This window comes from Streptomyces sp. C36, assembly GCF_040932295.1.
In the GTDB taxonomy this organism is placed as follows: Bacteria; Actinomycetota; Actinomycetes; order Streptomycetales; family Streptomycetaceae; genus Streptomyces; species Streptomyces triculaminicus.
On record NZ_JBFQGI010000003.1, the window covers coordinates 262,779 to 276,037 of the forward strand.

A 13,259-nucleotide genomic window follows, 5' to 3' on the forward strand; every position below is an offset into this window, starting at 1 on the left:
CTCGTGGGGATTTGAGACAGTGGAGCCATGAGCCAAGCGCACCCCTCTTCGCGGCACGTGGTGGTCATCGGCGGCGGGATCTCCGGCCTGGCGGCCGCCCACCGGCTGCTGGAGGGCGGCGCCCGCGTGACGCTCCTGGAGGGCTCGGCCCGCCTCGGCGGCAAGCTGCACTCCGGCGAGATCGCGGGCGTGCCCGTCGACCTGGGGGCCGAGTCGATGCTCGCGCGGCGGCCGGAGGCCGTCGAGCTGGCCCGCGCGGTCGGCCTCGACGACCGGCTGCAGCCCCCGGCCACCGCCACGGCGAGGATCTGGTCGCGCGGCGGCCTGCGCCCGATGCCCACGGGTCACATGATGGGCGTGCCCGGCGACCTCGCCCCCCTGGCCGCGTCCGGGGTGCTCTCCGAGGAGGGCGTCGCCCGCGTCGCCCGGGACGCCGAGCTGCCGCGCACCGAGGTCGGCGACGACGTCGCCATCGGCGAGTACGTGGCCGGGCGGATGGGCCGCGAGGTCGTCGACCGGCTGGTGGAGCCCCTGCTCGGCGGCGTGTACGCGGGCGACCCCTACCGGATCTCGATGCGGGCCGCGGTTCCGCAGCTCTTCGAGATCGCCCGCTCCCACCGCTCGCTGATCGAGGGCGTGCGCGAGCTGCAGGCACGCGCCGCCGCCCGGCCGGCGGCCGGCGGCCCGGTCTTCATGGGCATCGACGGCGGCATCGGCACGCTGCCGGTCGCGGTCGCGGACGCGGTGCGCGCGGCCGGCGGGGAGATCCGCACGAACGCCCGCGTCACCGGGCTCGACCGCCGCCCGGACGGCTGGACGGTCGTCCTCGGCGACCAGACGCTGACGGCCGACGCCGTCGTCGTGGCCACCCCGGCACCGCACACGGCCCGCCTGCTCGCCCCGCACGCCCCCGCGGCCGCCGCCGGCCTCGCGTCGGTGGAGTACGCCTCCATGGCGCTGGTCACCATGGCCTTCCGCCGCCCGGACGTCGAGGGACTGCTGCACGGCAGCGGCTTCCTCGTGCCCCCGGTCGACGGCCGGAAGATCAAGGCGTCCACCTTCTCCGGCAACAAGTGGGGCTGGAACGCCGCCGGCGACCCGGACCTGTTCGTCCTGCGTACCTCGATCGGGCGGTTCGGCGAGGAGGAGGACCTCGGGCGCGAGGACGCCGAGCTGGTCGCGATGTCGCTCAAGGACCTCGGCGACGCCGTGGGGCTCGCGGCGGCGCCCGTGGAGAGCGTCGTCACCCGCTGGGACGGCGGCCTGCCGCAGTACCCCGTGGGCCACCTCTCCCGTGTCGCCCGCATCCGCGAGGACGTCGCCCGCCTGTCCGGCCTGCGGGTCTGCGGCGCGGCCTACGACGGCGTGGGCATTCCGGCCTGCGTCTCCAGCGGCCGCCGGGCCGCCGACGAGCTACTGGTCACCCTGGCGCCGGGCGCCGAGGGGCAGGGGGGAGAATAGGGACATGACTGACGCCCCTGGGAAGACCCCGAACGCCGGCAAGAAGGCCAAGGACCTCAACGAGGTCATCCGCTACACCCTCTGGTCGGTGTTCAAGCTGCGCGACGTGCTGCCGCAGGACCGCGCCGGCTGGGCCGACGAGGTCGAGGAGCTCTTCGCCCAGCTCGCCGAGAAGGACGTCACGGTGCGCGGCACCTACGACCTGTCCGGTCTGCGGGCCGACGCCGACGTGATGATCTGGTGGCACTCCGAGACCGCGGACGCCCTCCAGGACGCGTACAACCTCTTCCGTCGCACCCGGCTCGGCCGCGCGCTGGAGCCGGTGTGGTCGAACATGGCCCTGCACCGCCCCGCCGAGTTCAACAAGTCGCACATCCCGGCGTTCCTCGCCGACGAGACGCCGCGCGACTACGTCAGCGTGTACCCCTTCGTGCGCTCGTACGACTGGTACCTGCTGCCCGACGAGGACCGCCGCCGCATGCTCGCCGACCACGGCAAGATGGCCCGCGGCTACCCCGACGTCCGGGCCAACACGGTCGCCTCGTTCTCGCTGGGCGACTACGAGTGGATCCTGGCGTTCGAGGCCAACGACCTCTACCGCATCGTCGACCTGATGCGCCACCTGCGCGCGTCCGAGGCGCGCATGCACGTCCGCGAAGAGGTGCCGTTCTACACGGGTCGCCGCAAGGCCGTGGCCGACCTGGTGGCGGGGCTGGCCTGAGCCGGACCCGGCGGGGCTCGTCCGAGCCCCGCCGGGGTTTCGTCACGCCGGTGTCACGTCGTCACGTCGGTGTCACGTCGTCGCGCGCGGTTCCGCGCGCGGTGCGCAGTACGTGCGCCGCGCCGGGAGCTCGCCGTCGAGCAGGTACTTCTCCAGGTGGCGGTTGACGCAGGCGTTGGGTCCGCCGCCGATGCCGTGGGTGCCGGCGCCGCGCTCGGTGACCAGCGCCGAGCCGCCGAGCCTGCGCTGCAGCTCGAGCGCTCCCTTGTACGGCGTGGCCGCGTCCCGCTCGGCGGCCAGCAGCAGCACGCCCGGCAGACCGCCCTTCCGGTCGACCCTGACCTCGAGCGGCTTCTGCCGCGGGCCCTTCCAGAACGCGCACGGCAGGTTCATGAAGGCGTTGCTCCACGTCTCGAACGGGGCCTTGCGGGCCAGCCGGTCGTTGTCGTGCTCCCACGTCGGCCAGGAGTGCGGCCAGGCGGTGTCGTTGCACTCCACGACGGTGTAGACGGCGTTCTCGTTCTCGGCGGCCCGCGCGCCCTCCGCCCCCGCCCCCGGCCCGGCCAGCGCGATCAGCGGATCGTCGTCGCCGTGCAGGTACGCCGAGAGCGCCTGGGCGTCGCGTGCCCAATGGCTGTCGGCGTAGCCGGACTTCAGGAAGGCGGACTGGAGCTGGCCCGGGCCCACCGTGCCGCCCGCGGGCCGCTTGGCCAGGCGCTTGCTCGCCTTCTCGTACGAGGCCAGCACCTCCTTGGGGGTGCGCCCCAGGTGGTAGACGGCGTGGTGGTGGGCCACCCAGCGCCGCCAGTCGCCCCAGCGCCGCTCGAAGGCCTCCGACTGGTCGAGGTTGTTGCCGTACCAGACCTTGCGCGGGTCGGGGTTGACGATGCTGTCGAAGACCATCCGGCGCACGTGGGTGGGGAACATCTCGGCGTACAGGGCGCCGAAGTAGGTGCCGTACGACGCCCCCATGTAGGTGAGCTTCTTCTCGCCGAGGGCGGCCCGCAGGACGTCGAGGTCGCGGGCGTTGTTGAGGCTGGTGAAGTGGCGCAGGCCGGCGCCGCCCCGGCGGGCGCAGCCGCGTGCGTAGGCCTCGGCCTTGGCGAGCTGCCGCTTCTTGTACGCGGCGGAGGGGTGCTGGGGCGCGTCGGTGGGGCCCTTGACGAAGCCGGCCGGGTCGACGCAGGACAGCGGCGCGGAGCGGCCGACGCCGCGCGGGGCGTAGCCGATCAGGTCGTACGCGTCGGAGATGCCGCGCCACTGCGGCAGGCGGGTGAGCAGGGGGTAGAACATGCCGTTGCCGCCGGGACCGCCGGGGTTGAAGACGATGGCCCCCTGGCGCTCGTCCTCGTCGCCGGCCGCGCGGGCGCGGCTGACGGTGAGGCGGATGTGTTTGCCGTTGGGGTGCGCGTAGTCCAGGGGGACGGAGACGGTGCCGCACTCGATGGGTTCGGGCAGCCCCTCGACGGCCGGGCAGTCGCCGAAGTCGATCCCCTTGGCGGCGGCCCGCGAGGCGGCCAGGGCCACGCCCCGGGCCTCGACGAGGCCGGGGTCCAGGGCGTGGGCCGGGGCGGCCGGCAGGCCGGTGAGCCCGGTGAGGATCAGAGATCCGAGGGTTCCGTACAGGGCTGCTGATCTCACGGGGATATATCCCTTCATATGCAATACGGCAAAAGGGATAATTCGGAAATCGATCGGCGAAGTAAAGCACTGGATGCGATGTCGGACGCGAATGCGCCCGAAGAGAGCCCGCTCCCGGTGCCGTTGCCCGTCACCGGCCCCTCCCGTCCGAACGTCAGCCGCAGCGGCGGCCGCTGTTGATGCAGCGCACGGCGGAGTCCATGAGCCGCTCGGGCATCACGTTGGCGAAGTCGGCGTGGTCCGTGACGGGCTTGCGCAGCTGCTCGGGGAAGCTGTCGACGGCGAACACCGGCCCCCGCGGCACGCTGTACGTCAGCTCCATCCGCAGCTGCGGCACGGGCCGGAAGCCGCCGGCGCAGCGGCCGGTCCGCGCGTCCGGGAAGACGATGTGCGCGCGGTGGTCGCCGCTGTCGGTGTTCCGCCCGTCCCAGCAGCTGGGGAAGTCCAGCTGTCGTACGACCTTGCTGCCGCCCGGGCAGAGCGGGTACGCGTCCGTCAGGTGCCGGCCGGCGACGCCGGTGCAGCCCCAGCGGGCCCGGGCGTTGCCGGGGCCGTTCGTGAACGCCTTGGCGTCGCCGGTGATCGCCCGCAGCCCGGGCGGCATGGCGCCCACCTTGGCCGCCGGGTTGCCGCGGAAGGTGAGGGAGGCGCTGTCGGGGGTCAGCACGCGGCCGGTGTTGCCGTCGCGGCTCTCCTTCCCGCTGCCGGTCTCGCCGCCTTTCTCGCCGCCCTTCTCGCCGGTCAGGCGCAGGACCGGCCAGAAGTAGGCGGACTTGTCGCCCTGGGCGCAGGTGGTGCCCGCGGCGCGCAGCGAGGCGTCGGTGGAGAAGGCGTCGGTGGAGCGGTTGCCGACGTAGTCGTGCAGGTGGTGGGCGCCGTTGGTGACGCCCGGCGTGACGATGAAGTTGTCGGGGTTGCGGTGGCCGTTCTCGTTGCGGCCGCAGCGGGTGGTGAAGGTGCCGGTGGAGGCGGAGGCCTGGTTCCGGGGCGGCGGCGCGTCGGGGCGGGCGCGGCGGATGTCGGTGAAGTCGGCGGGGGAGGGGCCCGCGTGGTCGTGACTGTCAGTGGGGGGTGTCACTCTGGGTGACGAGTCGGGGTGGGCGGAGGCGCTGCCGGTCACGGCGGCGAACGTGCCCGCCGAGCCGAGCAGCGCCAGTAAGGCGATGAGGATCAGGTGCTTGGCGCCGAGGCGGCGCCGGTGACTGACCGGCATGAGGGATCAACTCTCTTCGGAGGGAGACGGGGATGAGGGGGATGGGGATGAGGGGGATGGGGACGAGGGGGACGGGGGTGAGAGGGACGCGGTCGGGGTCGGGTCCGGGCCGTGGGGGGCCGGCTCGGGTGCGTCGTGGGCGTGGGGCGCGGCGGGGGCGGGCGGCGGCTCGGCTCCCGAGGCGGGCGGAGCCGGCCGGGGCGGGCCGGACGCCAGGGCGTCGAAGTCGACCAGTCCGGTGTCCTCGAGCACCTTCATGTGGTCGAGGACGGTCGTCGCCGCGTCGTCGGCCAGTTCACGCACCGCGGAGTTGCGGGTGCTCGCGCGCACCTGCCCGACGAGCGCGAAGACCTTGCCGTGGGCGAAGCGCAGGATGTTGGCGAACTCCCGGTCGTACGCCCCGCCGTGCGCGGCGCCGAGCCGGGTCAGCCAGCGGCGCTGCTCGGCGTTGGGCTGGCTGGGCAGCTCGAGGCCGAGCCGCTGCCCCACGTCGCGCACGTGCTGGTCGAGGGCGGTGTGGCCGTCGACGAGGTGCCGGCCGGCCAGCTTGACGGCGGCCGTGGTGCCCCGCTCCAGCGCCTGCTGGCCGGCGGGGGTCTCCCAGAGCCCGGCCAGCCGGACGCGTTCGACGAAGTCGCGGTCGGTCGCGGACAGCGGGCCGAACCGCGTCGGGGCGGAGCCGGCCGTCGGGTCGGCGGCGGCCGCGCCCGCGGCCGTGCCGGTGCGGTCGGCGTAGGACCAGAGGGGGAAGAGCAGAGCGGCCACGGTCGCGGTGAGGGCGGTGACGATCAGGCCGGTGCCGGTGAGGGATCGCATGGGGCCTCCTTGTGCGCGACCGCACGCTAGGGGGCCGGAGCTGATCGGCGAGCGGATTCGGCGGATCCGTGGGCGGGGGCGTGGCCCCGATTCCCGCGCCGGCCTGCGCGTTCGGGGCGTCCGAGAAAAACCGGAGGGGAATGTGTGCTGCGTCACGGCGCGGGCAAGGCGGCCCGGGGCGGTGAGGGTGGTTGGTACGTTGTGCGGTTTCGCCCTGGGGGCGCGGGGGCGTGCGCGGGCGGCGCCGGGGTATGGCGAGGCCCCGCGGTCGGGGGGACGCCGCGGGGCCTCACCTCACCCAACGGGTGGTCGATTGGGTTGGTTCCCGCACTTCTGCGGCAGTATGGCGGGTGGGGGTGATGGGCGTGCGTGAACGGCCGGAAGCGAAGAGGGGCGCGAACGGAAAGCGGTACGACCCCGAAAGGCTCTTTCTGCCCCCCGACGACGATCTCGCCCCCAACAGGCCGGGCGAGACCCTCCGGGCCCGGCTCGACGCCTCCCGGGCGGGCCGGGTGCGCCTGGCGATCGCCCGGCTCCTCGGGCGTCGGCCCGTGGAGGACTCCTGGCGGCGCGCGCTGGCCGCCGAGCAGCTCGTCGGGGCGGAGCTGGAAGGGCTGACACCGGGCGGCTGGGAGGTCGTGCACTCCATCGTGCTGCCCGGCGAGGCCGTCATCTCCCATCTGCTGATCGGGCCCGGCGGCGTCTTCAGCGTGGCCGCCGAGCGGATCCGCGGGGGCCGGGTCGAGGTGGACGACGCCTCGGTCCTGGTGCCGGGGGAGCGTCACCCGCTGCCGTACGTCCGCCGCGCGCGGCACAGCGCGCGCCGGTCCTCGCTGGTGCTCTCGCGGGGCTGCGGCTTCCCGGTGCGGGTGCTGCCGGTGCTGGTGCTCGTCGGCGCGGCCGGCGTGGACGGGGCGGACTCGCTCGAGGACGTACGGGTGCTGCGGGAGGAGGAGGTGCCGGTCCTCGGCGAGCTGGGCGGGGTGCTGCACCCGGACCGGGTGGACCGCATCCACACGGTGGCGCGCAACCGGCGGGTGTGGCTCGGGGCGTGAGGCGCCGGGCGGCGGTGCCTACCAGGGGCCGGGGACGGCCCCGGTCAGCAGCCGGCGCAGCAGCGCCGCGTCCTCGTCGTTCAGCCCGTCGGCGAAGCGGGTGAGCACGACCTCCCGGTCGGCGCGGCCGTCGAGGACCTTGTGCATCCGCCGGGCGGCGAGGCCCGCCTCGTCGGTCAGCGGCGCGTAGGCGTAGGCCCGGCCGCGCGGGGTGCGGGTGAGCACCTCCTTGCCGTGCAGCCGCGACAGGATCGTCACCACCGTGCTGTACGTCAGCTCGCCCGAGAGCGTGCCCTGCACCTCGCGCGGGGTGAGAGGGGCGCCCGCCCGCTGCAGCGCGGCGAGGACCTCGCCCTCCAGTGCGCCGCTGGCGCGGCGTCTGCCCTGGTGGGGGACGACGGGGGGAGTGGGCGTTGCCATGTCTGGTGGGAGATCCTTCTGTCAGTCTTCCGCTTGCCTCTACAGGAGTGTAAAGGCTTCCTAAGGTATTGAGGGAACCCTGGGTAATCTGACTGAGCATCAGATTCCGGTTATGGCAGACTCGCCCCAGAATCGAGCTGCAGGCACAGCGATGGATGTTCGAACGGGGTCGGGGCAAGCGGTGGGCAAGCGAGGGAAAAATGGGGCACATGCGGACAAAGGCTCCGGACTTGCTTATGGTCGCAGGGGGAAGCGGGGCACCCCGCGCCGCGTCGCACCGCCCCGCTTCACCCTGAACCGGGGTGCCCTGAACCGCCTCCGGCCCGCCTACCCCCGCCCCGGGCGCACGGGCTACCGCCGCTGGATACCCTCCTGGCGCCAGGTCCTGGGCTCCTTCGGCATCCTGGCCGGCGCGCTCACGGCCACCGTCGCGATCCTCTACGCCCGCACCGGCATACCCTCCGACCTCAACGCCTTCGCCACCCAGCAGGACAACGTCTACTACTACGCCGACGGCACCGAGATGGCCCGCACGGGCCCGGTCGACCGGCAGGACACGGCCCTGGAGAAGGTCCCCGAGAAGGTGCGCTGGGCCGCGCTCGCCGCCGAGAACGAGACCTTCTACTCCGACAGCGGCATCTCCGTCAGCGGCATGACGCGCGCCGTCTCCCGGATGCTCACCGGTGGCGACACCCAGGGCGGCTCCACCATCACGCAGCAGTACGTGAAGAACGCCTATCTCAACCAGCAGCAGACCTTCAGCCGCAAGCTCACCGAGATGTTCATCGCGATCAAGCTCGACAACAAGATGAGCAAGTCGGACATCCTCGAGGGCTACCTCAACACCAGCTGGTACGGGCGCGGCAGCTACGGCATCCAGCGCGCCGCCCACGCCTACTACGGCAAGGACGTCTCGCAGCTCGACGCGAGCGAGGGCGCCTTCCTCGCCTCCCTGCTCAAGGGCGCCGGGCTCTACGACCCGGCGGTCAGCGCCAACAACCACGAGCGCGCCGTGGAGCGCTGGAACTGGATCCTCGACCGCATGGTCACCATCGGCAAGCTCTCGCCCGCGGAGCGGGCCGGCTACACCCGCTTCCCCGAGCCCAAGGCGCCGCCCAAGCCGGCCGGGCTCAGCGGCCAGACCGGCTACCTCGTCGACACCGCCCGCGCCTATGTCAGCGCCCACACCGAGGTCTCCGACGCCGACTTCGACCTCGGCGGCTACCAGATCCGCACCACCTTCCGGAAGCAGGACGTGGTGGAGCTGGCCAAGGCCGTCGAGGACGTCCGCAAGGGGCTGGACCCCGACAGGCGCGAGAGCGACCGGAACGTGCGCGTCGGCGCCGCCTCCGTGGCCACCGACGGGCGCATCCTCGCCCTCTACGGCGGCCCCGACTACCTCAAGCAGGGCTTCAACGACGCCAACTCCACCGTCGTCCCCGCGGGCACCACCTTCGGCCCCTTCGTCTACGCGGCCGCCCTGCGCGACGGCATCCAGCGCCAGCGGGGCGGCCCCCGCGTCACCGTGACGCCCGCGACCGTCTACAACGGCGACGACAAGGTGGCCATCCGCACCCCGGAGGGCCCCTACTGGGACCGCTCGGGGAAGATCGTCAAGGCGTCCAACGACGGCGGCAGGTCCTACGGCCGGATCACCCTCAACGACGCCGTCGCCCGGTCCGTGAACTCCCCGATCATGCAGCTGGGCATGGACGTGGGCCTGGACCGGGTGGGCAGGGTGGCCGTGCAGACGGGCCTGCTCGCCGAGAGCCTGGGCGCCAAGGTGCCCGCCTTCTCCCTCGGTACGAGCACGCCCAGCGCCATCCGCATGGCCGGCGCCTACGCCACCTTCGCCGCCAAGGGCATGAACAGCGAGCCGTACTCCGTGGACCGGCTCAGCCGCAACGGCGACCCCCTGGAGGTGGAGAAGCCCTCCGCCGAGCGCGCCCTGCCCGTGAGCGTGGCCGCGGCGGTGGACGACGCGCTGCACGACGCCGTCCGGCGCGGCACCGCGACGGCGGCCGCGGCCGCCGGGACCGGCGTGGCGGGCACGCCCGGCACGGGCCCGGACAACAAGTCGGCCTGGTTCGCCGGCTACCGCGGCCGGACCGCGACCGCCGTCTCGCTCTTCCGCATCGACCCCAGGACCCAGGAGCCGCTGAAGCTGGACGGCCTGGGCGGCGCCGCCGCGTCGGTGCGCGGCAGCACGTACCCCCTCGCCATCTGGACGCGCTACATGAGCCACGCCGGGAAGTGACGGGGCCGACGGCCCCGCCGGCTACTTGATGAAGGTCTTCCAGTCCGGGGACTGCGCGGGGTCCAGCCCGCGCAGCTTGGTGAGCACCTTCGGGTCCTGGGCGTCCAGCCAGTCGGCCACCTGCCGGAAGGAGACGCAGCGCACCCCGTCCCGGCGGCAGACGTCCTTCATCACGTCCTCCATGGCCTTCATGTAGATGCCCCCGTTCCAGGTCTCGAAGTGGTTGCCGATGAACATGGGGGCGCGGCTGCCGTTGTAGACGCGGTTGAAGCCGTTGAGGTACCCCTGGGTGGTCAGCTTCTGCCATTCCGCGCGCTTGGCGGGATCGCCGTTGGTGTTGTCACCGGACTGGTTGAAGAGGAAGTTGAAGTCCATCGAGAGGACCTGGCGCTCGCTCTGCGGGTAGGGCAGCAGCTGCAGCGGGAAGTTCCAGATGCCGTCGATCTGCGAGGGCCACAGCTGGAAGTCGCCGGGGGAGCTGGCGTCGTAGCGCCAGCCGAAGGTCTTCGCCGCCGGTATCAGCGTCTTCTGCCCCTCCAGGCAGGGGGCGCGACCGCCGACGAGCTCCTTCTCGTAGTCGAAGGGCAGCGGGGGCAGGCTCTTGAAGCCGGTGTTCGTCTTCCAGTTCTGCACGAACGCGTAGGACTGCTCTATCTCCTTCTTCCACTCCTCGGTGGTCCAGTCCCCGCCGCCGTTCTTGCCGCAGAAGTGGCCGTTGAAGTGCGTGCCTATCTCGTTGCCCTCCAGCCACGCGCCGCGCAGCTGGGCCAGGGTGTCCTTGATGTGCGCGTCGGAGGTGAAGTCGATGGCCGCGTCGCCCGGCTTGTGCTTGGGCGGCAGGTACTTCTGCCGGTCCGCCTTCGGCAGCAGGTAGATGCCGGTCAGGAAGTAGGTCATCTGCGCGTTGTTCTGCCGGGCGACCGAGCGGAAGTGGGAGAAGAGCTTGTCGTCGTTCTCCAGGGCGCCGTCCCAGGAGAAGACGACGAACTGCGGCGGCTTCTCGCCCGGCTTCAGCTTCTCGGGCTTGGCCACCTTGGGCTGCGGACCGGTGTAGGACGTCGAGCCGTCCCCGAGGACCCTGACCTTCCCGTCCCACACCTCTTCCGTCTTCTTGCCGCCGTTGGCCTTCTCCTTCGCCTCGCCGTCCGGCTTCGACGCGGAGGAGGCGGAGGTTTCCTTGCGGCCGTCCCCGCCGGTATCGGCGTGCGTCAGCGCGGCCACGAGGGCCGCCGCCACGCACGCGGCGCCCAGAGCCGTCCCCCCGTACAGAGACCTCTTCGACAACTTCGTGCTCCTGTGCGCCGGTACATGTGTATCGGCGCCAGTATCACAGGCCCGTGCGACCGCTCCGCAGCCCGGGATGGTCCGCGACCACCGTGCACGAGCCGGGCGCGATCTCGGTGAAACCCGCGTCGCGTACCACCGGTAGCCCGCTGCCCGTCAGCTCCGCCCAGCGCGCCGGGTCCGCGGTCCGCACCGACAGGGCGAAGCCGTCCTTCCGCCAGACCTCGCGGGCCGCGTCGTCCAGCGCCCACCACGCCAGCTGCGCACCGTGCCCGGCCTGCGCCATGGCCTTGCCCGCCGACATCTCCAGCGCCGGGTTCAGCCACAGCACCGGCCGCCCGGCGTCCGGCGCGGCCGGCGGCTCCGGGTCGTCCAGATCCGTGCCCGACACCTGCAGCTTGACGAGCTCCTTCGGCCAGCCGTCCAGCGGAACGGGCGGGAAGACCCGCACCTCGGCGGCCGCGCCCGGCACCGTGATCCCCGGCAGCGCGGACGCCTTGCGCCACTCCGCGCCCCGCGCCCGCCGCACCACCTTGCGGATCCGCGCGTCCTGCCAGTCCCGTACGGCCCGCGCCCACTCGCCGTCCTCGGCGGTCGCCCGCTCGTCCGACAGCAGCGTGAGCACCGCCCGCGCCGCCGTCTCCAGGGCGTCGGTACGGGCGGGCGGGGCGGTCTTCTCCACCCGCACGACGAGCGGGAGGACCAACTGCGGCGCGTCGTCGCGAGGGTCCTGGGGAAGCACGGAAGCGGTCTCTGAGCTGGTCACACCCCCACGCTACCGTGGGGCCCATGAGACTGACGGGGGTCGGGCGCCGCTATGGAATCGGCGGCCCGTGGGTGGTGCGCGACGTCGACATGGAGCTCCCCGAAGGCGCGCTGCTGCGCGTCACGGGCGCCAACGGCAGCGGCAAGTCCACCCTGCTGCGGGTGCTCGCCGGCATCGACGCGCCGAACGCGGGCCGCGTCGAGGGCCGGCCGCGCACCGCCTACGTCCCCGAACGCTTCCCCGCCGCCCTGCCCTTCACCGCGGCCGGCTACCTCACCGCGATGGGCCGCGTGCACGGCCTGGGACGGGCCGCCGCCGCCCGGTCCGCCGGGGAGTGGCTCGAGAGGTTCGGCGCCGGCCACCACGCCCGTACCCGCCTGTCCCAACTCTCCAAAGGCACCAGCCAGAAGGTCGCCGTGGCCCAGGGCCTGCTCGCCGCGCCCGGCCTGCTCGTACTGGACGAGGCCTGGACGGGCCTGGACCCGGCCTCCCGGACCGTCCTGGACCGGGCCGTGACCGACCGCGTCGCCGCCGGGGGCACCGTCGTCTTCGTCGACCACGACCCCGGGCGCCTGGCCGACGCGGCGCACACCGTCTTCCGCGTCGAGGACGGGCGGCTGCGGCGGGACGGGCACCCCGCTCCGGTCGCGGCGGACCGCGTGCGGATAGAGGCCGAGGGCCCGCCCGGCGCCGCGCTCCCGCCGGCCCTGCCCGGCGACCCCACGTGCGAACCCGCCCCCGGCGGGCGGCCGGGCGCCCTGCGGCTGACGGTCGCCGGCGCGCACTCCGACGAGCTGCTGCGCGCGCTCCTCGCGGCCCGGCCGCCCTGGCACATCCACGCGGTGACCCCACGGGAGACGAACCGATGACCGCCCTGCTGCGCTACCAGACCGCGTTGCTTATCCGCTCGCACCGGTGGCTCGCGCCGCTGCTCTTCCACGGCATCCTCCTGGTCATCGGGGTGCGCCCGGGGGAGCCGGTGCTGGACTCCTTCGCGTTCGCCGCCGCCGTGCTGCTGCCCACCGCCGCCTGGCTGGCCCGGATCTGCGTCACCAACGAGCCGCCCGCCGCGCGCGCCGTCGCCGCCGCGGCCGCCGGCCCCGGCCGCGCCCATCTCGCCACGCTGCTGACCGCGTTGCTCGCCTCGGCCGCCCTCGGCACGGTCTGCGCCGCGCTCGTCGCCGCCGTCGGCGCACCGCGCAGCGCCGACCACCGGGTGGCCGTCCCGCTCGGGCCCGCCACCCTGGCCGGCCTCACGGCCGCCCTGGTCTGCGCGCTGCTGGGCGTCGCGGTGGGCGCGCTGTGCAACCGGCCGCTGCTGCGCAGCACCGCATGGGCGGTTCCGGCCACCGTGCTCGCGGCCTGCCTGGCGCTGTTCACCTGGGGATCACCGGCCAGGGGTGCCCTCAGCAGGCTCACGGCCGGCTCGCTCGGCGGGTTCGTGCCCGTGCCGTTGCCGCACCTGGCCCTCGCCGCCGTGCTGGCGGCGGGCGCCGCGGCGGTCACCTGCGCGATGAGCGGGCGCCGGGAGTAGCCCGGGCCGGCCGCCGGAAGACGGCGGACCCCACCCCGCCGGCGGCCGACGCGCGGCACCATGGACGGCACGAACCTCGCGTCCTTCGTGA

Annotated in this window: 12 protein-coding genes; 6 read left to right on the forward strand and 6 right to left on the reverse strand. The window is 73.6% G+C overall.

All coding sequences use genetic code 11. The features are described from left to right. Positions 1-27: 27 nt before the first annotated feature. Positions 28-1,461: a protoporphyrinogen oxidase gene (gene hemG / locus AB4K12_RS10955; RefSeq protein WP_368434013.1), complete on the forward strand. Its 1,434-nt coding sequence runs from the start codon at positions 28-30 to the stop codon at positions 1,459-1,461. A gap of 4 nt (positions 1,462-1,465) precedes the next feature. Beyond that, positions 1,466-2,182 (forward strand): hydrogen peroxide-dependent heme synthase, encoded by a 717-nt coding sequence (gene hemQ / locus AB4K12_RS10960; RefSeq protein WP_368434014.1) that lies wholly within the window; start codon positions 1,466-1,468, stop codon positions 2,180-2,182. 72 nt (positions 2,183-2,254) lie between these two features. Here hemQ and AB4K12_RS10965 read toward each other — a convergent pair whose 3' ends face one another. The 3 genes from AB4K12_RS10965 to AB4K12_RS10975 all read right to left on the reverse strand — a co-directional run bounded on the left by AB4K12_RS10965 (position 2,255) and on the right by AB4K12_RS10975 (position 5,852). Continuing rightward, positions 2,255-3,823, reverse strand: coding sequence for an alpha/beta hydrolase (locus AB4K12_RS10965; RefSeq protein WP_368434015.1), 1,569 nt, complete (start codon positions 3,821-3,823; stop codon positions 2,255-2,257). 154 nt (positions 3,824-3,977) lie between these two features. Continuing rightward, a complete protein-coding gene (locus AB4K12_RS10970) occupies positions 3,978-5,036 on the reverse strand; it encodes a DUF1996 domain-containing protein (protein WP_368434016.1) in 1,059 nt (352 codons plus the stop codon). Between the two features lie 6 nt (positions 5,037-5,042). Next, the gene (locus AB4K12_RS10975; protein WP_368434017.1) at positions 5,043-5,852 is read right to left on the reverse strand and encodes a DUF4142 domain-containing protein; all 810 of its coding nucleotides are present in this window, start codon (positions 5,850-5,852) and stop codon (positions 5,043-5,045) included. A 365-nt stretch (positions 5,853-6,217) separates the two neighbouring features. On the opposite strand from AB4K12_RS10975, the gene AB4K12_RS10980 reads away from it, so the two are divergent. Beyond that, a complete protein-coding gene (locus AB4K12_RS10980) occupies positions 6,218-6,907 on the forward strand; it encodes a nuclease-related domain-containing protein (RefSeq protein WP_368434018.1) in 690 nt (229 codons plus the stop codon). Between the two features lie 18 nt (positions 6,908-6,925). Here AB4K12_RS10980 and AB4K12_RS10985 read toward each other — a convergent pair whose 3' ends face one another. Then, positions 6,926-7,327 (reverse strand): BlaI/MecI/CopY family transcriptional regulator, encoded by a 402-nt coding sequence (locus tag AB4K12_RS10985; RefSeq protein WP_362249723.1) that lies wholly within the window; start codon positions 7,325-7,327, stop codon positions 6,926-6,928. 181 nt (positions 7,328-7,508) lie between these two features. Between AB4K12_RS10985 and AB4K12_RS10990 the strand changes: the two genes are divergently transcribed. After that, positions 7,509-9,584, forward strand: coding sequence for a transglycosylase domain-containing protein (locus AB4K12_RS10990; RefSeq protein ID WP_368434019.1), 2,076 nt, complete (start codon positions 7,509-7,511; stop codon positions 9,582-9,584). Between the two features lie 21 nt (positions 9,585-9,605). On the opposite strand, the gene AB4K12_RS10995 is transcribed toward AB4K12_RS10990, so the two are convergent. Both AB4K12_RS10995 and AB4K12_RS11000 read right to left on the reverse strand, forming a co-directional pair. Then, entirely contained in the window at positions 9,606-10,868 is a 1,263-nt protein-coding gene (locus AB4K12_RS10995; RefSeq protein WP_368434020.1) for a hypothetical protein, read from the reverse strand. Between the two features lie 43 nt (positions 10,869-10,911). Then, entirely contained in the window at positions 10,912-11,634 is a 723-nt protein-coding gene (locus AB4K12_RS11000; RefSeq protein WP_368434021.1) for an aminoacyl-tRNA hydrolase, read from the reverse strand. Positions 11,635-11,657: 23 nt separating this feature from the next. On the opposite strand from AB4K12_RS11000, the gene AB4K12_RS11005 reads away from it, so the two are divergent. Further along, positions 11,658-12,503, forward strand: coding sequence for an ATP-binding cassette domain-containing protein (locus AB4K12_RS11005; RefSeq protein ID WP_368434022.1), 846 nt, complete (start codon positions 11,658-11,660; stop codon positions 12,501-12,503). Beyond that, positions 12,500-13,168, forward strand: a complete 669-nt coding sequence (locus AB4K12_RS11010; protein WP_368434023.1) for an ABC transporter — start codon at positions 12,500-12,502, stop codon at positions 13,166-13,168. Before AB4K12_RS11005 ends, AB4K12_RS11010 begins: the two co-directional genes overlap by 4 nt. The last annotated feature ends 91 nt before the right edge of the window (positions 13,169-13,259 follow it).